We start from the raw sequence: 20,595 nt of genomic DNA, 5'->3' as shown, positions 1-20,595 counted from the left end.
TATGATTACCCCAGACTATAATTCTCTAAGGAGTGAGACGTATGTCCGTTGAGGAAATTTTTCAGACAATGAGAGAACTGGTGGCGGAGCAGTTTGCCATGGAGCCCGCTGAGGTGAGCATGGAGACCGCCTTCGAGGAGGACTTGGGCGCCGATTCCGTGGACCTGGTGGAGCTGGTCATGGCCATGGAGGAGGAATTTGAGGTGGGCGAGATCCAGGAGGAAGAGCTGGGCGGCCTCAAGACCGTGGGCGATGCGGTAAACTACATCGCGGCCAAAGTAAAATAAGAGACTGGGACCCCGCCTCCGCGGCGGGGCCTCCTTTTGGAGTGTCAGCCATGCAGGAACTGGAGAAAAAACTGAATTATACCTTCCGGGACCCCGCGCTGCTGGAGGAGGCCCTGAGCCACAGCTCCTACGCCAACGAACACCGCGCCGCCCGCCTGCGCAGCAACGAGCGGCTGGAGTTCCTGGGGGACTCTGTGCTGGGCTTTGTGACGGCGGAGTTTCTCTTCCTCCAGCACCCGGACCTGCCGGAGGGGGACCTGACCCGCATCCGGGCGGCCCTGGTGTGTGAGCAAAGCCTCTTTGAGGTGGCCCAGAAGCTGGACCTGGGCAGCTATTTGAAGCTGGGCCGGGGGGAGGAGACCGGCGGCGGCCGGACCCGCACCTCCATCCTGGCGGACGCCACGGAGGCGGTGTTCGCCGCGGTTTACCTGGACGGCGGCATTGCTGCCGCGTCGGAGCTGATTCACCGCTGCCTTCTGGAGGCTGAGCGGGAAGAGGTGGTGGAGGAACGCCGCCGGGACTACAAGACCGCCCTGCAGGAGCTGGTCCAGCGTCAGGCGGACCAGGTGCTGGCCTACCGCATGGCGGGAGAGGCCGGTCCGGACCACGCCAAGACCTTCCAGGCGGAGGTATTGCTCAACGGCAAAATTCTGGGCGAGGGCTCCGGCCACAGCAAGAAGGAGGCCGAACAGGCCGCCGCCAAGAGCGCCCTGGAGGTACTGGGCGAAGAGTGAGGAAAACAAGGACGGCCTGCCCAACCAACGGGCAGGCCGTCCTTATGCCCGGAGACGCCTGCGGCTGTTCCGCCGCGATCAGGCCGGCCTCCGTCAGCGTTTCAAACATGGCCTAATCCTCATCATAGGGTACGGCGGCTAAGAAAGTCACTGGGGCGCTGGGATTACGAACATACTCATCATAGTCATATTCATAGTTATATACCAGAATCGCGGCGTTATAGGATTTCTCAAGCCCGTGAGGAAAATGTTTCTTTAATGCGGGGCCGATGGCTGTGCCTTCGGAAAAGGGAAGGACCAAAATCTCCGGGTCTTTTGTGAACGCATGCAGACTGCGCTCCCAAAAGTTTGTGTCAAAAGGCCAGGCGTCTGTTCCGTCAAAAAAGTCCCGGCTGAATGAAGAGACCGTTTCCGCTCCCTCGCTGTCAAAACTGATGTTCATTTCATTCGCATATTCCATCAAGGCTTTATCGGTTTCAAAAATCCCCGCCCATACAGATACGATGCCATCCCGTTCCATCGTTCGAATACCTCCTGTTGCGGATGTAAGCTGATTATATCACAGGCGTTCATTCGTTTCAAAGTTTTCTGAAACGGCCAGAGGAGAAAGCCGGCGGTGCGTTGGGAACCAAAACGCCCTGAAATATGACTGGAATTTACAGCCTGTCCGTGATATACTATTCTCTAAATGGACATCAAGTGTATCATAACATAAAGGAGCGTGAGTACATTGACACTGCTGCATGCGGTTCTGCTGGGCCTGATCCAGGGCGTGGCGGAGTTTCTGCCCATCTCCAGCTCCGGCCATCTGGCCATTGCGGAGCATCTGCTGGGCCAGGCCGGAGCATCGGAGATCCCCGGCTTTTTTGACGTGCTGCTGCACCTGGGCACTCTGGTGGCCGTATTCGCCGCCTACTGGCAGGACATCCGGGACATGATTTTGGAGTTCTTCGGCGGCGTGGGCGATCTGATCCGGGGCACTACTCCCTCGCCGGTGCCTCCCGCCCGGCGGATGATTCTGCTGATTATCGCGGGCACCCTGCCCCTGTTCGCCGTACTGCCGGTGATGGACCTGGTGGAGGGCCTGGGGGACAACATGTACTTTGTGGCCGGGGCGCTGCTGGTCACCGGCTGTCTGCTGTTTGCCAGCGACCGGGTGCGCAAGGGCCGCAAGACGGAGCGCACCGCCACGCTGGCGGACGTTCTGCTGGTGGGAGCGGCCCAGGCCGTGGCCACCTGCCCCGGCATCTCCCGCTCCGGCACCACCATCACTGCCGGATGCTTCGTGGGCTTTGAACGGAAGTTCGCCGTGCGCTTTTCCTTTCTGCTGTCCATTCCTGCGATTCTAGGTGCCAATATTTTGAGCTTAAAGGACGCTATAGAAGCCGAAATCCCCTGGGAGGAGGTGCCGGTGTACCTGGCGGGCGTGCTGGTGGCCGCCGTGGTGGGCTACGCCTGCATCCGGCTTTTGAAGATGATCGCCGAAAAGGGCAAATTCGGCTTCTTCGCCTACTACTGCTGGCTGGCCGGTGCCGTGACCCTGGGACTGACGGTGTTTCAGAGCTAAAACGGGCGGATATGACCGGCATCATTGAAAAAATCGATGCGCTGCTGGAGCGGCCCCGCTATTTGATCGATATTTTCCCCCGCACTGTTCCCCAGACGGACGACCGGCGTTACTTTGAAATCGAGGAATATTTTCAGAAGAACAGAGGAGCGCTCAATGAGAAATTTTGCAGTATCATATTGAAGCTGTATTGTTATTACGATTTTTGGGTCTCAGCAGGGGACGAGGCTGCCAAAAATCCCCGGCCGGAGCAGTTGGTGGAATGGATTTGCCGCTGCTTTGAGGGGGACTGGCGGAAGCGGGACTATATGAACATCATTCTCCCCGGCTGCGATGCGATGATGATTCTGAACGGCGACGATCTCTATATGATTCTTTGCAATCCGGATCAGCGGCTTAGGGAGCTGGCAGCGCAGCTGGCCGGCGCGGAAGGACTCTTTTTCTACAAAGCGCCGGAACCATAGCTGTGAATCGGCCTGTTTTCAGGCAGGGCTTGATTTGATACATTTATCCTCCAGGGAGGTATTTGAACCGTGGCATCCACAACACAAAAGAAATCCACATCGACAAAAAGTACATCCGGCAAGGGCGGCAGCCGCTCCAAAAAGTCAGCGCCGCCTCCAAAGCAGCCCATCCGCCGGGAGGTGGGGGGCATCGTTCTGCTGGTGCTGACATTGTCCGTGCTGGTGAGCTATTTCGGTATCAGCGCCATTTTCATCGACTGGTTCGCCGTGCTGCTCAAGGGCCTCTTCGGCTACGGCTACTGGCTCTGCGCCCCGGCCATGCTGCTCTCGGCGGTGATTTTGCTGTTCCACCGGGGGCGTCCCGTGCAGCTGCGGGTGACCTGCGCTCTGCTGGCGCCGGTGCTCTTCGGCTCTCTGGTCCACATGGGATTATGTCAGAAGGAGTATGCCGCCTCCTTCGGCGTATTGAAGGATTTGTGGCAGGACGGCGTTGCCCTGGAGTCCGGCGGCGCGGTCTGTGGCGTACTGGCCAACGGGTCTGTGGCCGTGTTTTCCAAGTTTGCCTCTGTGATCTTGTTTACGGGACTACTGGTTGTAGCGGTGATGACGGCCCTGCGGCTCACCGTGGGGGCTTTGATCGAAAAGCACCGCTCCCGGCCCCAGTACGAAGAGCAGCCGGAGCCGGAACAGCCTGCCATCCGTCTGAAACCTCTGGAGATGCCCAGGCGGGCCGCCGACAGGCCCCGGCGGCAGATTGACATCCCCCTGGATGACGAGCCGGGGACGGCGAAGCCCGCCCCGGAGCCCACGGAGCGGGAGGGTGAGGACGGCCGGTTTACCGGCTTCTTCCGGCACAAGTCCGAGAAGCAGCGGACGCCGGATCAGGTGCTGGCGGCAGCCGCGCCGGAACTGCCGGAGCGGGAGATGAAGCCGGAGCCCGCTCCCGCTGTGAGAGAGACCGCGGTGGCTCCCGAGCCGCCTGCCGCGCCTGCGCCCCCTGAGCCGCCGGCTCCGCCGCCGGTCCAGGAGAGGCCGAAGAAGGAGAAGACCACCACCGCCAGCGAGGTGGCCCGCCAGACCGCCGCCGTTACGGCGGAGATCGAGGAGAAACTGGCGGCGGGGGAGGACGAGTACCAGTATCCGCCCATCACGCTCCTGCGTCAGAGCCGGGGAGAGAACCACGTGGAGGCCGGCGCGGAGCTGCGGAACAACGCCCGCCGCCTGACGGACACCCTCAACAGCTTCGGCGTGGACGCCACCCCCGGCGACGTGGTCCACGGTCCCTCCGTCACCCGGTACGAGTTCGTGCTGGACCAGGGGGTGAAGCTCAGCAAGATCACCAATCTGGCCGACGACATCGCTCTGGCCCTGGGGGCTACCGGCGTGCGCATCGCCCCCATTCCGGATAAGATCTCTGTGGTGGGCATCGAAGTGCCCAACAAGGCCGTGACGCCGGTGCTGATCCGGGACGTGATCGAGTCCCGGGATTTCACGGAGCACAAGTCCGCTGTGGCATTTTCCCTGGGCCGGGACATCGGCGGCAATAATGTCATCGGCGATATTGCCACGCTGCCCCATGTGCTCATTGCCGGCACCACCGGCTCCGGCAAGTCCGTGTGCACCAACTCCATGATTATCAGCCTGCTGTACAAGTCCACTCCCGACGAGGTGCGCTTCATCATGGTGGACCCCAAGATGGTGGAGCTGGCCCCCTACAACGGCATCCCCCACCTGCTGATCCCGGTGGTGACGGACCCCAAAAAGGCCGCCGGAGCCCTCCAGTGGGCGGTGTTTGAGATGATGAAGCGGTACAAGGCATTCTCCGAATGCGGCGTGAAGAAGCTGGAGGAGTACAACCGGCTGGCAAAGACCGCGGAGGGCATGGAGACCCTGCCGAGCGTAGTGGTGGTCATCGACGAGCTGGCGGATTTGATGCTGGTGGCGGCGAAAGAGGTGGAGGAGTCCATCTGCCGTGTGGCCCAGATGGGCCGCGCCGCGGGGATGCACCTGGTCATTGCCACCCAGCGGCCCTCCTCCGACGTCATCACCGGCCTCATGAAGGCCAACATCCCCAGCCGCGTGGCCTTCGCCGTGGCGTCGTCTCTGGAGTCCCGCATTATCCTGGACCAGATCGGCGCGGAAAAATTAGTGGGCAAGGGCGATATGCTCTATGCCCCCCTGGGCGCCGGAAAGCCCCAGCGGGTCCAGGGCTGCTTCATCTCCCCGGAGGAGATCGAGCATGTGGTGGAGTTTGTGAAGAAGACCGGCGAGGTCCAGTACGACGACGAGGTCCTGGCCAAGATCGAGGAATCCGTCCAGGAGAAGGAGAAAGGCGGCAAGGGCGGCGGCGCTGCCCAGGTGGAGCCCGCCGGAGATGAGAGCGACGAGCTGCTGCCCGCCGCTGTGGAGGTGGTGCTGGAGATCGGACAGGCCTCCGTGTCCATGCTCCAGCGGCGCTTGAAGCTGGGCTACTCCCGCGCCGCACGGCTGGTGGACCAGATGGAGCAGCAAGGCATTGTGGGCCCCTTCGAGGGTTCCAAGCCCCGGCAGCTGCTGATTACCAAGGAGCGCTGGCAGGAGCTGCAGATGGGCGGCAGAGCCGCTCCCGCCGCCGCTGAGGCAGACGTTCCCCCCTTCCCTGTGGAGGGGGAAGAATGAAAAGCGTGAAGCTGAGATGAGGGCTCCCGGGAAAATGGCCTCTATTACTGGCTTTCCGAGGGAACAGAACTGCTGTAGGTGCGGTGGTCCGTGGGTGCGGAGAATGTCACCAACGGCCAGAAGAGCATGCAGGACCTGAGTGAGCCTGCTTTGGGAGGCTATTGCGGCGGCACTGCAGCCGGAGGGAGAGCATGACGGCTGTCCTGTACTGGGAGGATCACCCGGCCCAGGACAGGTAAAAAAAGACCGGCCTTTCATCTTGACAAATCTCCACAAACCTGTATAATGGAGTGCATCAAACGCGATGACAAAGCCAGCTTTCTGAAACCGGCTCTCAGCGAGAGGGGATCGGTGCAAGCCCTCAGCCCACGCCAGAAAGCAAGCCACTTTGGAGCAGCCCGCGACGAGCGGGACGGCCCATCCCCGTTACAGGATGTCATGAGATGTCCCACCCAGGAGGCGGGACAGATCAGGGTGGTACCGCGGAATTTTTCGCCCCTGACAGCTGTCAGGGGCGTTTTTTTCGTCAAACCCGGTACACAGGCGGCGCTCCGGAGCGCCGCCGTGTATGCGCCCATTGCGTTATGAGAGAATATGCGGGCCTGACGGCCCAGGAGGTAATGGAAGATGAAGCTATCCAGCAAAATTCAGCGGTGCGGGCTCTCGCCCATGCGGCAGTTCTATCCTCGGGAGATGGCGGCCAGGGCACGGGGTGTCAGGGTCTACCACCTGAACATCGGACAGCCGGATGTGGAGACGCCTCGGGCGTTTTTCGACGCGGTGGGAGGCTTTGACGCCCCTGTTGTGGCCTATCCGCCGGCCCCCGGCGAGGAGCGGTATGTGGAGGCCCTGCAGACCTACTACGCGGGCCTGGGCTGTTCCCTGGAAAAGGAGGACATTCTGGCAACCTTCGGCGGCAGTGAGGCGCTGGAGATCGCCATGGCCTGCATCCTGGACGAGGGGGACGAGGTGCTGGTGCCGGAGCCCTTCTATCCCAATTACACCACCTTTATCAACGTCACCGGCGGCAGAATCCGCCCCATCCCCACCTCGGCGGAGGAGGGCTACCGCTTCGTCAGCCGGGAGCGGATTGAGCCCTTGATTAACCAGCGGACCCGGGCCATCCTGGTCACCACTCCCGGCAATCCCACCGGCGTGGTGCTCTCCAGCGAGGAGATGCGCCTGCTGGCGGACATCGCCAAGGAGCGGGACCTCTTTCTCATCAGCGACGAGGTGTACCGGGAGATCGTCTATACTGGAGAGAAGGCGACGATGCTGGCATACTCCGACGCGGCGGAGAATGTAGTAATCATTGACTCCGTCTCCAAACGCTTTTCCACCACCGGCGCCCGGGTGGGCGCGCTGATTTCCCGCAACAGGGAGCTGATGGGCCAGGCGATGAAGTGGGCCCAGGGACGGCTGTGCATCACCGCCCTGGACCAGATCGGCGCGGCCCGGATGTACGAGACGCTGGGGGAGGAGTACTTCGCCTCTGTGCGGGAGGAGTACCGCGCCCGCAAGGATGCCACGGTGGTGGCGCTGGCGAAGATTCCCGGTGTGCGTTTTACCTCGCCGGAGGGGGCGTTCTATCTGATGGCGACGCTGCCGGTGGACGACACGGAGAAGCTCCAGTACTTCCTGCTGGATGAATTCCAGGACCGGGGAGAGACCATGATGTACGCCCCCGGCGCAGGGTTCTACGACGACCCCGAGCAGGGCCGGAATAAGATTCGTCTTGCCTGTGTGAGAAACGCCGCCGAGCTGACGCGAGCCGTTGAGCTGTTGGGGATTGGCATCGAGGCATACAACCGGAAAAGTGAAAAATGAGCATTATATTAGATTATTGGAATGATATAATATACAAAACGGAGGGAGAGTATGATCCGTCACGTCGTTATGTGGAAATTCCGCCCCGGCACCGAGGCGGAGCAGAACCGCTTTTTTGAGGGGCTGCGGGGCCTTCAGGGGGTAATTCCCCAGCTTTTGCGGTGCGAGGTGGCCGTCAATGTGGGAAAGGGCAACTACGACGCCGTGCTGGTCAGCGATTTTGCCAGCCTCCAGGATCTGGAGACCTACAAAAATGACCCCCGCCACAAGGCGGTTTCCGCGTTGTGCAAGTCCATTCGGGAGGACCGGGTGGCGGTGGACTACGAGTTCTGAGACGGTTCCATAAAAGAGCCGCCGGCGACATCGTCGCCGGCGGCTCTTTTGTTGCCTGATTTTATCACTATATTGGATTCCACTGGCATTTTTCCAGATCTACCGTCCCGTCAGGGCGGAAGAGGACGCCCTCTGCCTCCAGCAGCGCCCGCTGGGTGCCGGGGGCGTGGATGTCAAAAACCGCCTTGGTTCCGCCGAAGCGGTCCACCACCCGGTGACAGGGAACGGAGGGGTCCTGACATGCCGCCATGGCGTAACCCACCGTTCTGGCGCAGCGGGGCATCCCCGCCAGCCGGGCGATCTGGCCGTAGGTAGCCGCTGTCCCCGGCGGGATGCGCCGGACAATATCATAAAATACGGAAAAGACCCAACCTCCCATTTTGCACTCTCCTTGTTTCAGAAGCTGTACCAATCTGCCCACTGCCGCCATGAAAACGCGGTTCAGCTTCCCTCCGCCAGCCGGTAGCCGACGCCCACCTCGGTGAAGAGATACTCCGGCTCGGCGGGATTTTTTTCGATCTTGCGGCGGATGTTGGCCATGTTCACCCGGAGAATCTGGTTGCCGCCTCCGGCCCGGGGGCCCCACAGCTCCCTGATGATGAAGTCGTAGGTCAGGACCTTCCCGGCGTGCTTGCCCAGCAGCGCCACGATCCGGAATTCGCTGAGGGTCAGCTTTACATTTTCCCCCCGCATGAGGACCTGGTGCTTGTTGTAGTCAATGGTCATCTCCCCCACGGTGTAGGTGCCCTTCTGGGCGATCTCGTCGTTGCCGGAGGCGGTGCGGGTGTGGCGGATGGCGGTGCGGACCCGGGCCAGCAGCTCGTCGGTGCCGAAGGGCTTGGTGAGGTAGTCGTCGGCCCCCAGGTCCAGGGCGGTAACCTTCTCCCGCTCGTGGGAGCGGGCGGAGACCACCACCACCGGCAGGCTGGACCAGCTCCGCAGCTGGCGGAGGATCTCCAGCCCGTCCATATCCGGCAGTCCCAGGTCCAGAATGATGAGGTCCGGGCAGTGGGAGGAGATCATGGAAAGGGCCTCCGTGCCGCTGCGGGCCTGCATGGCCTCATAGCCGTTGGAGTTCAATATGGTGGAGATAAAGTGGGAGATGCTCTTCTCATCCTCCACCACCAGGATTTTTTCTCGAATGTTCATCTGCCGGATTCCTCCTTCAAAAGCGGGAGGCGGAAGGAAAATTCCGCCCCGGTCTCCAGGTTTCGGGCCTCCATGGTTCCCCCGTGGGCCCGGACGACGGCCATGCACACCGAAAGGCCCAGGCCCATGTTCCGCTTGCCGTCCCCCTTGGGGGATTCGCTGTGCTTCAGCGTGCCGTCAAACAGTGTGGGCAGGACGGCGGGGGAGATGCCCCGCCCGTCGTCCGCCACAGTGAAGCGGGCATAGCTTCCATCCGGACGGGCGGAGACGAGGATGTGAGCGGTGGTCTCGCCGTGGACGGCGGCGTTTTCCATCAGGTTTGCCAGGACCTGCTCAATGAGGATGGGGTCCATGGGCACCAGCAGCAGCTCCTTTGGTGGTTCCACGGTGACGGAGATTTCCGGGCAGCGTTTGCGGAACTTCCGCACCGCCTCTCCGAGAATTTCCTCCGCCGCCTCCACGTCCTTGGTGATGCGGGCCTGCCCGTCCCCCATACGGGTGATGGACAGCAGATTCTCTACTGCCCGGATCAGCCACTGGGCCTCGCTGCGGACATCCTCCAGCAGGGTCTCCTGCTCCGCCCGGGAGAGGCCGGGGTTCTCCAGCACTGTGGAGGTGGAGCCCACGATGGAGGTCAGGGGCGTGCGGATGTCGTGGGACACGGAGCGCAGCAAATTGGCCCGCATCTTCTCCTTCTCGTTTTCGATCCGCAGCTGCTCCTGGCGTTTGATCTGGGTAGTCAGAGCGCTGGTGATGACAGACACCGCCAGAAAGCTCAAAAAGGTGAGCGGATAGCCGGAGATGGTCAGATTGAAAGCCCAATAGGGGTAAGTGAAGATGAAGTTGACGCAGATGACCCCCAGGACGGCGGCAATGAGCCCGAAGAGGTAGCCGGTGGTGAGGCGGGAGGTCAGCAGAACGGCCAGCACGAAGATGGGGGAGGCAAAGCCGTCGCTGGTGTCCGCTGCCCGCAGAAGGATGCAGACCCCGGCGGCGCAGATCAGGATGCAGACAGTGACCAGCAGATCCCGCGGGGAGAAGGGGAACATCCGGGCGGAAATGGTATTGGGGGGACGCAAGGCGAAGACTCCTTTCCAAAGGGCCGCTGCGGCCTTTTTTCGACATAAACCCATTATAACAGATCAATCGTTAAATTGCCGCTAAAAATTTGACAGAAGATTAACGGACCGCGGCAATACCTTCTCAGCGGCTGAACGGGTGTCGGTAGTATCATAAAAGCGGCGGGAGAGGACGCCGGAATATCTGCGAATTGGAAAGGAGACAAAGAGGATGGAAGGAAAACTGAGGGCCGAACAAGCGCTTGAGGGGTATTTAAGACAGGGTGAACAGGTCCGCTGGCAGAGCGGAACCGCGCCGTTCCCTCTTCTGGAGAAGGGGGAGGGCTGGAAAATTGTCGGGAAATGGATTGGCACGGTGGCGGTTACTGCCGCGCTTCTGGCGCTGTACACCGGCCAGGGCCGGGAGTGGAGCGCCGGGGCCGTTGCGCTGATTCTGCTGATCGCGGTACTGCTGCTGCTCTCTCCGGTGATCGAGCGCCGCAGCCTGCTGGGGCAGCGGTATTGGATCACAGACCAGAGGGCCATACTGATGACCAAGGATCGGACCTTTTACTATATGGAGCTGATGGAGATCGACGATTTCCAGCTGCTGCGGGACCGGACGGCGGGGGACTGCCTGATCCTGGGCGGGTGCCTTTTTGAGGAGGTGGACCGGCAGCTCCGCTGGCGGGCCTGCCATCCCAAGACGGACATTCAGAACGACAGCCAGCGGGGCCTGGCCCAGGGTCTGGCGTTTTTCTCCGTGGAGAACGGAGAGGGGGCGGCGGAGTGCCTGCGCCGGTGCCGGGCCGCTTGAGTGCGGCCGCCGGGACGGAAGAGAATCGGGGACATGTTTTAACATGCCTGGCCGGTAAAACGCGTGAAAAAACCTCGCTGAAAAGCGAGGTTTTTTGCGAGAAAGAATCAGTTGGGGTCTGTGGGATTCAGGACTTTCTCCAGGGCCGACAGAGCCTCCTCCGCATCGACGCCCTCAGCAGTGATGTCGATGGGCATCCCGTACTCCAGCCGCATGGAGAGCAGGCCCAGCAGGCTCTTGGCGTTGACGCTGTTGCTCTCCCGGGAGACAGTGATGTGGCTGGTGAACTCATTGGCCTTTTTGATGAAAAATGTGGCGGCGTTATTCAGGTGCTCATTGGGAATATGTACAATTACAGTTTTTCTCAACAAATCTCTCACCCTCATGTTTCAGTTATTGAAAATAAGTATATCACATTTTCAGAAAAAGGCCATATTTTATTAAAGAAATGAATGACCATAGAATGGACAAATATTTTTGCCGGAACCTGTCCCATATCCGGCAGAATGACAGGGAGCGCAAGCTCCCGGAAGTGGGCATTTGCCCAAAGCGATAGCGGAGGACTTACCGGGACAGGCCGCGAAGCCCGTAGACCCGGAGGGCATTTTCGAAGAAGACGGCCTCCCAGTGCTCCGGAGGCACCAGGCGCTGGATGAAGGACACATATTTCTCCGGACCGACGATGGGCCAGTCGGAGCCGTACAAAAGCCGGTCCCAACAGCCGGCGGCGGCCAGCCAGGTCCGCAGGAGGGAGGCGTAGCCGGACTGTTCCCGGAACCAGGCGTCCAGGTCTGCCGGGTCCTCCAGCAGTCCGGAGAGATCGGCGGAGACGTTGGGGTTTTTCACCAGCACGGCGGCGGCAGACTCCAGGAAGGGATTTCCAAAATGGCACATGACAAAATGGACGCCGGGGTGGTCCGCCGCGGCCTCGTCCAGAGCCAGGGGGTGGCAGTACTTCAGATGGGCGCGGGGGAAGACAGTGAGGCCCATGTGGACTGCCACAGGTTTTTGATAGAACTGGGCCAGCTCGTAGATGGGCCGGTACAGAGGGTCGGACAGGGAGACCTTGTTGTAGCCGGGATAGAGTTTAATGCCGCAGCACAGCTCCCGCCGGAGATGGGCCTCCACCTGACCGTCCAGGTCCGGCGGCGTGGTCTCGCCGTCCGTCAGCATCCTGCCGTCCAGCCCCACGCAGTAGTGGAGGAGGTCCGCCGGGTAGTTGTGGTATTCCAGGGCCAGGCTGCGGTTTCCCATGACCACGCCGTGGATAATCTCCAGGGGTTCCCAGAGGCGGCGGAGGGCGGAAATGTTTTCCGCCTGGCAGGCGGCCGGAACTGCGCCGCCGTCGGGGAAAATATGTAGATGGGCGTCGATGATTTTCATGCGGGGTCTCCTTTCGGGCAGGTCTCTCTACACTATAAACCAGTTAAGAAGAAAAAACAAGAAAAAAACTGTTGACAAACCGGGGATATTCGTGTATTCTATATTCGTTCCATTACGGACGATTAGCTCAGCTGGCTAGAGCACCTGCTTGACGTGCAGGGGGTCACAGGTTCGAGTCCTGTATCGTCCACCACGAAAACCGCCGTTTCTTGAACAAAACGGCGGTTTTTCTCAACTTATCAGGCAGTTTTGCGGCGGCGGTTGTCTATCCGGATTCGCCTTGACCACAGTTCCAGCCACAGACAGAGAAAAAACGCCCTCCGGGAATCACTGTCCCGGAGGGCGGCCGCATTCCATTCAGCCTGTTTTTGCCTGGGCTCGCAGGAGGGCTGTCTCCTCCTTCATCTCCGTGATCAACCGCGCCAGCTTCTCCTCACACTCCTCCTCGCTGTGGGCGTAGACATTCCGGGTCATACGTTTGCCGTTGACCTTGGGAGAATACCGTCCCTCCCAGAGCTGATCTCTGATCCGTGAAATACAACCGGTCCCCGGCTTGCGGTATTTACCCTTGACTGCCTGGAAACTGGTGCGGACGGGCTTCTCCCGAACCATCGTATCCGGCCGGGGCTCCGCTTTGGCGATGGCGAAGTCGATCTTTGCCGCCGCCGACTGCCGCATCCCGTCGGTGACGTGGGCGTAGACGTTCAGCGTCGTGGCGCTGGAGACGTGGCCGATGATGGCAGACAGGGTCTTGACGTCCATCCCGTGCTCCAGGGCGTTGGTGGCGAAGGTGTGCCGGAGGTCATGGAAGCGGACGTGTTTGCAGCCGGCCCGCTCCAGGATGGTGGACAGCTTCTTCCGGACGGCGGCGGGATCCCGGGGAGAATCCTCTTTCCTGGGTGAGGGAAACATCCACCGGGACCCCGTACACTGACGGTGGTTTTTCAGGATGTCCAGAATCACTTTCGGAAGGATGATGCTTCGGCTGGAGGATCGGGTCTTGGGCTGGGTGATTGTCAGTTCTCCCCGGATCCGCTGTACCTGCCGTGTGATCCGCAGTTCTCCGGTCTGGAAGTCCAGATCATCCCATTGGAGCGCCAGCAGCTCCCCGCGGCGCAGGCCGGTGGTCAGATCCAGAAGCAGAAGCTCATAGCAGCCGTCCTCTTTTGCCTGAATGAGCAATCGCTGCATCTCCTCCTGGGCCAGCACCTGCATCTCTTTGGGATGGGTCGTGGGCGCCTTGCAGGCGGCGGCCGGATTCTTCAGAAGCAGTCCCTGGGACACCGCCTTGTCCAGCGCCGCGCGGCAGGTCACATGGCAGCATTTCACCATGCGGTCCGACAGCCTGGGGCCGTACCTCTCCGGCTGGAGAAGCCGTCCGCCCTGCTTGAGGCGGATATAGAATTGCTGGAGATCTGCGGAGGTGAGCTTGGTCAGCGGGATATGTCCAATTTCCGGAATGATGTGCTGGTAGATACGGTTTTCATAGTCGGTCTGGGTCTTGGGGCTGATCGTCGGCTTGCAGTCGCTCCGGTACCAGTGATCCAGCCATGCCCCGAAGGTTATGCCGGCTTTGGGCTGCTTTGGCACAGCGCCCTTGATGCTGTTTCTCAGCGCCTTGAGTTTTTCCTGGCACTCCCGGCGGGTTTGCGCCAGGACGTTTTTCGTTTTCGGCAGGCCCTTTTCATTGCGTCCGATGACCACCCGCCCCTCCCAGCGGCCGTCTTTCCGCAGGTGGATGCTGCCGTTTCCACGCTTGGTTTTCTGCTTTCCCATGAGCCCCTCCTTAGAGAATGTCCTGAATAAAATCGCCCACGATCCCTGCGGCATGACGCTGCATATCGCCGGTAACATGGGCGTAGGTGTCCAGCGTGAAGCTGGCTTTTGTGTGGCCCAGAATACCGGAGAGGGTCTTGGCGTCCACCCCTCCGGCCAGGGCGTGTGTGGCGAAGGTGTGCCGGAGATCGTGGAAGCGGATATTGGGCAGTCCGGCTTCTTCCAGGAGTTTTTTCAGCCGCCGGTAGGCGCCGCCAGGATGCGTGGGATTTTCCGGTTTGAGTGGATCGGGAAAGATCCACTCTGTCAGCGCGGCGCGTTTTCTCTCCCGCAGAAGCTGGACCGTGCTTTTGGGGAGCAGGATGGCCCGCATTCCGGCATAGGTCTTGGTGTCTCCCTCGCTCAGTCCGCCGCCTTTCTTCATATGGATCGTGCGGCGGACGTTCAGTGTTCCGGTCTCGCTGTCAAAATCTCTCCATTTCAGACCGCACAGCTCTCCCCGCCGCAGGCCGGTGGTCAGCTCCACATAGAAGAAGTCGTGCCAGAGCGGGTCCCGACTGATTGCCGCCATCAGCGTGTCCAGCTGGTCGTTGTTGAGGATACCCTTCGGACTGCGCGGCAGTTTGGGCGGCGTCACGCCCTCGGCGGGATTGGCAGGCAGAAGGCCCTCCTCCACCGCGGTTTTCAGCGCGTGGTGAAGGGTCGTGTGGATGCCGTGGACAGTGGCGGGCGCGAGGCCGCTGCTCTGCCTTCTGGAGAGACGGCCGTGTTCCAGGAGATGGGCGTACAGATCATTCAAATCAGCGGGTGTAATTTTTGTCAGCTGTTTCTGCCCCAGGCGGGGCTTGACATGGTTGTTCAGGTCCCGCCGGTACCCATCCAGCGTATCACTGCGGACGGTCCCGGCCATGCGCCGGTCCAGCCATTGATCCAGCCACTCAGAGAGGGTCATTCGGCTCTGCTCCGTCAGATCAATGCCCTGGTAGGCGTCGATGTTCTGACGGAGCTTCGCCGTCAGCTCTTTCTGGGTATCGGCATAGATGTAGCGGAAGATGGAATCGCCGTTATTTTTGTGGCCCACCACGATCCGGCCCTCCCAGCGTCCGTCGTCCCGCTTGCGTACCATGCCGTCGCCGGACGGTCTTCGTTTGCTCATATGGAATCGTCTCCTTTCCAACTGCACAACATACCAGCACGCCGTGCCAATAGCCAGTGGTAAAGGGCAGAGTTATCAGAAACTTATCATTTGATGGGGGCCGTCTTTCTTTGCAGGTATCAGCGCAAACAGCACTCCACAAAAATGAGCAGATTTATACCTGCGAAAGCCTTTGGTAACTCCCTCAAACCTGCCATTTCTGCAACTCCTTTCGCTTGTCTATTAAAGGCATTTACCCTCTGACCACATGTTTGCCCACAGACAGAGAAAACCGACCCACCGGGGTGTCCCAGTGGGCCGCAGTTCTCAACTTGCTCTATTTTCTGCTGTCAGCCGCTCCTTTTCAGCGGCTACCTCCGATTTCATATCTGCTATCATCGCCGCCAGCAGCCTTTCGCATTCCTCCTCAGTAGCGGCATAGACCTTTCGTGTTTTCAACCTTCCATCTGGCCATGTGATCGTATAGCGTCCAACCCATTGACCGTTTTGATTTTTACTGAGAGACCCGGTTCCCCACCGGCGCTTTCGCTCCCTGATAGGCCGAAAATCGGTCATCGTGGACATGGATTTTGCTATCGATGTGGACTCCGCCACTTCCGCCTTGCCGATACCCCGGTCGATCTTGGCGGCGGCTTGTCTCTGCATATCGCTTGTGACATGGGCGTAGACATTCAGCGTAGTGGCACTGGAGACGTGCCCGATGACGGTAGACAGGGTCTTGACATCCATCCCATGTTCCAGAGCATTGGTAGCGAAAACGTGCCGCAGGTCGTGGAAGCGTACCTTTTTGCATCCGGCGTGTTTTAGGATCTTAGCCAGACGATGACTTGCGACAGACGGAGCTATCGGAGCATCTTCTTTCTTCGGGGAGGGGAACATCCATCGGGAGAAAACCGTCTGCTTATATTTTTTCAGTGCGGTGACCACTGCGGGTGGCAGGATCACCGTCCGGATGGAGGCTTTGTTCTTCGGCGGCTGTATCAGCAGTTCACCTTTGATCTGGTAAATCTGCCGCTCGATTCGTAGTTCCCCGGTATTGAAATTCAGGTCGTCCCACTGGAGTGCCATCAGCTCCCCCACCCGAAGCCCGGTGGTCAGCTCCAGCAGGAACACTTCGTAGTAGCCCTCGGCCTTGGCCTGAATGAGCAGCTTTTGCAACTCCTCCCGACTGAGCAGCCGCATCTCCATTCGTCTGGCCGGTGGGAGCTTACATTCCTCCGCCGGGTTGCGCACGATCAGCTTTTCGGTGACGGCCTTCTCCAGAGCCCTGCGGCACAGGCCGCAGCAGTGCCGTATCGTATTGGCGGAGAGTCCTTCCCCTCTGGACTCCCGGTATTCACTACGGCCATCCTGCCTCATCCAGTTTATGAACTGCTGAATATCATTTGTGGTCAGCTTGTTCAGAGGAATGTCACCGAGCCTTGGGCGGATATACAGGCGGATATTATTTTCGTAGCCTGTCCGTGTGTTTGGCCGGACGGCGGGTTTACAGCAGGTCTCATACCAGAATGTCATCCACTCGCCGAAGGGCATATCTGCCCTGACCTTGACAGCGGTTGCGGGAGCCACGGACTCTTTCAGCGATTCCAGTTTCGCCACGCACTCCCCCTTGGTCTTGGCAAGGACATTCTTCGTCTTGGGTAGCCCCTTGTCATCATAGCCGACGACCACTCGCCCCTCCCAGCGGCCGTCCTTTCTCAGTCGGACAGTACCCTCGCCGCTTTTGCGCTTTCTTCCCACGGTCTCAACTCCTCTCCGAAAATATCTGTCAGAAAATCACCCACCACTTCCGATGCGCGTTTCTGCATATCGCCGGTGGTGTGGGTGTAGGTGTCCAGCGTGAATGCTGCTCTGGTATGGCCCAGGATGCCTGACAAGGTTTTCACATCCACGCCCGACGCCAGAGCGTGAGTCGCGAAGGTGTGACGCAGGTCGTGGAAGCGAATGTTCGGAAGGCCAGCCCGCTTCAGCAGAGCTTTCAGCTGTCGGTATGCGGCGCCGGGATTGGTGGGCTGTTCCGGCTTCAGCGGGTTGGGGAATATCCACTCGCTCAGCGCGGACTCTTTTCGTTCACTGAGGACTGCGGCTGTACTGGCGGGCAGCACGATCCTTCGAGTACCCGCATAGGTCTTGGTGTCTCCAGCAGTCAACCCGCCGCCAGTTTCCCGGTATACAGTGCGGCAGACTTTCAGTGTGCCGACGACCTCATCGAAATCCTCCCACTTGAGTCCGCAGATCTCGCCCCGCCGCAGGCCGGTGGTCAGTTCCGTGTAGAAGAAGTCGTGCCAGATTTCATCCTCCGCAATGGCCTTCATGAACACATCCAGCTGCTCGTCCGTCAGTATCTGCTTTACTCCATAGCTGAACCTGGGAGCGGTGATCTGCTCGGTCGGGTTGCTGGCGATCAGGTGAGCCTGCTGTGCCGCCTTCAGCGCACCGTGGAGCGTGGTGTGGATGCGGCGCACCGTACCACTGGCCAGACAATCACTCAGCTTCTCATAGAACCGCTGCACATCTTTCGGTGTGATTCGGGCCAGCTGCTTATCACCCAGGCCGGGCCTGATGTGGTTCTCAATGTAGCTGCGGTAGTTCCTCAGAGTATTGGGCCGCAGAGTATCCGCCATGTTCTCCAGCCACTGATCGAGCCATTCACTCAAGGTCATCCTGCTCTGCTCCGTCAGGTCGGCACCCTGGTAGCTGTCGATGTGCTGGCGGAGCTTTGCGGACAGTTCCTTCTGCGTGGGAGCGTAGACGTAGCGGAAGATGGAGTCGCCGTTTTCCTTGTGGCCCACCACGATGCGGCCTTCCCACCGACCGTCATCCCGCTTGCGTACCATGCCGTCGCCGGACGGTCTGCGCTTTGCCATTTGTCATTCACCTCCAGTCCGAATATCACCGTCATTGTCATTCATGCACTCGGCCATGATCCTGACGCCCAGCCGAAAGCCCAGGATGAAATTCTCGGTTGCTGTGATACTGTTGCTCTCATGCTGTGACCGAATAAGCTTTGTAAGAGTTTCCTGCCCCTCCTCGTTGAGGAGTCCCATCAACTGTTCCTCACACTTGGTGACACGGTTCACCGCCCGCTTCAGCTCTGAGCCAGGTATCATCTGCTGCTCACAGGGTGTGATGTTGCCGTAGTAAAGATCCTCCAGAGTCGTTCTCATGTCTGCTACCTCCTTTGCAACACCAACACATACCACACTTCGGCGGGAATAGCTACTACTTTTTTCAGGACTTTTATTCTTTGTTTTGCGGCGCAATATTTGAGTATATCCCCGCCTGGACCCGCCGAGAATACGGCAGCTGTAGGGGCTGAGCTGAAGCAGACCCCCGACTTGACCCCAGGGGGTGAAAAGTGCCCCCAGCGCTGATCCCCACTGAAATCCCGGAAAACCACCTGTAACAGCCACCTTGCGGAATGCTGAAATCAGGCGATTCTCTCCCTGATTTTTCAATTTCCAACCACCTGCCACAGCAAAAAGTTGAAATTCCGACCACCTATGGAAAAGCCCCGACCCGCTCTGCGGGGCGGTGTGGCTGGCCGGGGGACGCATAAGCGACCCCCGGCCTTTATCCTGCACTTTTTTCGACCCCCCGGTTCACCTGCCACTTTCGGTTGTGCTGATTTCGCCGGATGGCACACACCGGCCACACGCTTTTGACACGGCTGTGTCTGCGGTGAGCGGCGGCTTGTTACCTTCCGGATAGCAGAGAGGCCACACAGCGGCGCACAGTCCGTCACGCTGAGTCGCACTTATCACTGCGGAGAGCGAGTACCTGTGCGACTCGCTGACGCTCAGCCACTGCATCCATCTGCGCCAACTGCTGTTCGTAGAACTGATCCAGAGCCAGCTGGATCGGACGGATGGTGTAGAGCAAACTGCCGTTGCGTTTTAGCCCATCCCTGGTGGTGACCGTTGTGCTCTCTGTACTGATGAGCTGGCGCTCCTCCAACTCGCACACATACTTGCGGACGGTGTTGGCACTCATCTTCACCGCTCTGCCGATGGTTCTGTAGCTGGGCCAGCATTGGTAGGTGTTACGGTTTTCACAGCAGAGCAGGTAGGAGTAGACAGCCAGAGCGCCGGGCGACAGACCCAGCAGGAATATCTCGTTGGGTAGTTGGAAGTAGTTCTTGATTGGATCACGCTTGGGCCACTGCTTGTACTTCAATCCGCACCTCCCTGGGTGTGCCGAGACGCCCAGCACCTTCGCTACCGTTGCCGCATTCAGGAACAGCGGCAGTTCATCGTAGCTCTTGTAGCTGGATTCTTTCATGTTGTACTTGCCCACCCTTTCTGTTGAGTCAGTTTTTCCTCTGCCCTTATGCGCTGACTCCCTCATCCATCTACCACAACCTCCAGAGTCCAAAAACGACATTTTATTTTTCATGTGCCGAAAAAATTTTTGCTGTATAAAAACTAACCCGCCAGAACTAAGTCTGACGGGTGATCGTAACGGAAGATGTTGAGGCTGATGACGAACTGTTCTATATAGGAACGGGGCTGTGCGTTCTCATTCAGAACGCTGAACGGTCTCAATACTTTCCGGGATCATACTGCCCTTCCGGGGCCAGCTGGCCCTCGGAGATCCACTGGTACATCCGCCACTGCCAGCTGGGCGCGTGGAAGCTGGAGGCCAGCAGTTCAGACGGCAGGGTGTAGGGGTACTGCCAGCAGCTGCGCTTGTGGGCGGCAGTCACGGAAAAATTGTATAGCGAGACGATCTCCGGAAAAGTAGGCGTCGCTTCCCAGAACAGGAAACCTTCCGTGGGGCCGCTGACATCCTCCGGCAGAGAGAAGTTGGCGTAATAGCAAGCCGTTCCGGCGTTGTCCGTGTCAAACCGGAAGTTCAGCGGCATGGTATAAGCGTTCCCGGCGCTGTCCTGCCACTTCAGAACTCCATCTGGCTGCGTAGTCCAAGCAGTAACGCCCTGGTAGTCCTGGGCGATCTGGACGCCCTCCATATAGCCGCCGGACGCCTCATTGGGATTCCAGTGCAGATAGGCCAGGTAGACCGTGCGGAACCCGTATTTCTCGTCCCGCACCGGAACCTCCACGGTGACAATGCTGGGCATCCCGTCAGGAAGGTCGCTTTCGTCATTGCGATACCCCTCCTTTTTCAGCCCATAGGCCCCCTCAAACCGGACCGGCTCGCTGTCGTCCAGCCGGCTCAAAATGTCCTCCGGGAAGCCAAGCTCCAGCAGTTCAGAACGGAGAGGAGAATCGCTGGCAGTTGTACCATATACCTGCGTCTGAACACCGGCGGGCAGGCGGGAGAACAGCAGCGGCAGGGCGGCGATGATCAGGAGATGAAGGCCCAGCCACACCCCCAGGGCCAGCCTGTTGGAGACGGCCATAGGAGCGGGCTGCATGGTATAGCC

21 protein-coding genes and 1 tRNA gene are annotated in these 20,595 nt (G+C 59.7%); 9 read left to right on the top strand and 13 right to left on the bottom strand.

From position 1 onward, the window contains the following. The first annotated feature begins 41 nt into the window (after positions 1-41). Positions 42-287: an acyl carrier protein gene (gene acpP / locus C816_RS19185; protein ID WP_016324072.1), complete on the top strand. Its 246-nt coding sequence runs from the start codon at positions 42-44 to the stop codon at positions 285-287. A 50-nt stretch (positions 288-337) separates the two neighbouring features. Continuing rightward, positions 338-1,021 carry a ribonuclease III gene (gene rnc / locus C816_RS19180; protein ID WP_016324071.1) on the top strand — a complete coding sequence of 228 codons (684 nt, stop codon included), beginning with the start codon at positions 338-340 and terminating at the stop codon, positions 1,019-1,021. A 112-nt stretch (positions 1,022-1,133) separates the two neighbouring features. On the opposite strand, the gene C816_RS19175 is transcribed toward rnc, so the two are convergent. Further along, positions 1,134-1,541, bottom strand: coding sequence for an immunity 22 family protein (locus tag C816_RS19175; RefSeq protein ID WP_016324070.1), 408 nt, complete (start codon positions 1,539-1,541; stop codon positions 1,134-1,136). Positions 1,542-1,742: 201 nt separating this feature from the next. On the opposite strand from C816_RS19175, the gene C816_RS19170 reads away from it, so the two are divergent. From C816_RS19170 to C816_RS19150, 5 genes are all read left to right on the top strand, one after another. Next, complete coding sequence (locus C816_RS19170; protein ID WP_155979104.1) at positions 1,743-2,588, top strand: undecaprenyl-diphosphate phosphatase; 846 nt, start codon at positions 1,743-1,745, stop codon at positions 2,586-2,588. Between the two features lie 11 nt (positions 2,589-2,599). Continuing rightward, positions 2,600-3,052: a hypothetical protein gene (locus tag C816_RS19165; protein ID WP_016324068.1), complete on the top strand. Its 453-nt coding sequence runs from the start codon at positions 2,600-2,602 to the stop codon at positions 3,050-3,052. Between the two features lie 69 nt (positions 3,053-3,121). After that, a complete protein-coding gene (locus C816_RS19160; RefSeq protein ID WP_016324067.1) occupies positions 3,122-5,710 on the top strand; it encodes an FtsK/SpoIIIE family DNA translocase in 2,589 nt (862 codons plus the stop codon). 627 nt (positions 5,711-6,337) lie between these two features. Then, a complete protein-coding gene (locus C816_RS19155; RefSeq protein WP_016324066.1) occupies positions 6,338-7,537 on the top strand; it encodes a pyridoxal phosphate-dependent aminotransferase in 1,200 nt (399 codons plus the stop codon). Positions 7,538-7,588: 51 nt separating this feature from the next. After that, positions 7,589-7,870 (top strand): Dabb family protein, encoded by a 282-nt coding sequence (locus C816_RS19150; protein WP_016324065.1) that lies wholly within the window; start codon positions 7,589-7,591, stop codon positions 7,868-7,870. Between the two features lie 67 nt (positions 7,871-7,937). Here C816_RS19150 and C816_RS19145 read toward each other — a convergent pair whose 3' ends face one another. The 3 genes from C816_RS19145 to C816_RS19135 all read right to left on the bottom strand — a co-directional run bounded on the left by C816_RS19145 (position 7,938) and on the right by C816_RS19135 (position 10,098). Then, positions 7,938-8,249, bottom strand: a complete 312-nt coding sequence (locus C816_RS19145) for an MGMT family protein (RefSeq protein ID WP_016324064.1) — start codon at positions 8,247-8,249, stop codon at positions 7,938-7,940. 62 nt (positions 8,250-8,311) lie between these two features. Beyond that, positions 8,312-9,019 (bottom strand): response regulator, encoded by a 708-nt coding sequence (locus C816_RS19140; RefSeq protein WP_016324063.1) that lies wholly within the window; start codon positions 9,017-9,019, stop codon positions 8,312-8,314. Continuing rightward, the gene (locus C816_RS19135) at positions 9,016-10,098 is read right to left on the bottom strand and encodes a sensor histidine kinase (protein WP_016324062.1); all 1,083 of its coding nucleotides are present in this window, start codon (positions 10,096-10,098) and stop codon (positions 9,016-9,018) included. Before C816_RS19135 ends, C816_RS19140 begins: the two co-directional genes overlap by 4 nt. Before the next feature lie 211 nt (positions 10,099-10,309). Between C816_RS19135 and C816_RS19130 the strand changes: the two genes are divergently transcribed. Continuing rightward, complete coding sequence (locus tag C816_RS19130) at positions 10,310-10,894, top strand: hypothetical protein (protein WP_016324061.1); 585 nt, start codon at positions 10,310-10,312, stop codon at positions 10,892-10,894. Positions 10,895-11,001: 107 nt separating this feature from the next. Here the strand turns inward: C816_RS19130 and C816_RS19125 are convergent, their stop codons facing one another. Together C816_RS19125 and C816_RS19120 are read right to left on the bottom strand one after the other, a co-directional pair. Then, positions 11,002-11,265 (bottom strand): HPr family phosphocarrier protein, encoded by a 264-nt coding sequence (locus C816_RS19125; RefSeq protein ID WP_016324060.1) that lies wholly within the window; start codon positions 11,263-11,265, stop codon positions 11,002-11,004. 193 nt (positions 11,266-11,458) lie between these two features. After that, on the bottom strand, positions 11,459-12,277 hold the full coding sequence (locus C816_RS19120; protein WP_016324059.1) for an amidohydrolase family protein: 819 nt from the start codon (positions 12,275-12,277) through the stop codon (positions 11,459-11,461). 116 nt (positions 12,278-12,393) lie between these two features. Here C816_RS19120 and C816_RS19115 point away from each other — a divergent pair. Beyond that, a tRNA-Val gene (locus tag C816_RS19115) sits at positions 12,394-12,470 on the top strand. Positions 12,471-12,634: 164 nt separating this feature from the next. On the opposite strand, the gene C816_RS19110 is transcribed toward C816_RS19115, so the two are convergent. The 7 genes from C816_RS19110 to C816_RS19080 form a co-directional block, all read right to left on the bottom strand. Beyond that, positions 12,635-14,053 carry a tyrosine-type recombinase/integrase gene (locus C816_RS19110; protein WP_016324058.1) on the bottom strand — a complete coding sequence of 473 codons (1,419 nt, stop codon included), beginning with the start codon at positions 14,051-14,053 and terminating at the stop codon, positions 12,635-12,637. Positions 14,054-14,063: 10 nt separating this feature from the next. Then, on the bottom strand, positions 14,064-15,209 hold the full coding sequence (locus C816_RS19105) for a tyrosine-type recombinase/integrase (protein WP_016324057.1): 1,146 nt from the start codon (positions 15,207-15,209) through the stop codon (positions 14,064-14,066). Positions 15,210-15,515: 306 nt separating this feature from the next. Continuing rightward, complete coding sequence (locus C816_RS19100) at positions 15,516-16,949, bottom strand: tyrosine-type recombinase/integrase (protein ID WP_016324056.1); 1,434 nt, start codon at positions 16,947-16,949, stop codon at positions 15,516-15,518. Next, positions 16,907-18,076 carry a tyrosine-type recombinase/integrase gene (locus C816_RS19095; RefSeq protein WP_016324055.1) on the bottom strand — a complete coding sequence of 390 codons (1,170 nt, stop codon included), beginning with the start codon at positions 18,074-18,076 and terminating at the stop codon, positions 16,907-16,909. The genes C816_RS19100 and C816_RS19095 overlap by 43 nt, the downstream gene beginning before the upstream one ends. Positions 18,077-18,079: 3 nt before the next feature. After that, positions 18,080-18,376 (bottom strand): DUF6809 family protein, encoded by a 297-nt coding sequence (locus C816_RS19090; protein WP_016324054.1) that lies wholly within the window; start codon positions 18,374-18,376, stop codon positions 18,080-18,082. 574 nt (positions 18,377-18,950) lie between these two features. Further along, positions 18,951-19,385, bottom strand: a complete 435-nt coding sequence (locus C816_RS19085; protein WP_040656327.1) for a helix-turn-helix domain-containing protein — start codon at positions 19,383-19,385, stop codon at positions 18,951-18,953. A gap of 364 nt (positions 19,386-19,749) precedes the next feature. Beyond that, positions 19,750-20,595 (bottom strand): hypothetical protein (locus C816_RS19080; RefSeq protein WP_016324052.1); only part of this gene is annotated, 846 nt, incomplete at its 5' end.

The sequence above is a fragment of the Oscillibacter sp. 1-3 genome (genome assembly GCF_000403435.2).
GTDB lineage: Bacteria > Bacillota > Clostridia > Oscillospirales > Oscillospiraceae > Oscillibacter.
This window is presented reverse-complemented; position numbering and strand designations above follow the sequence as displayed.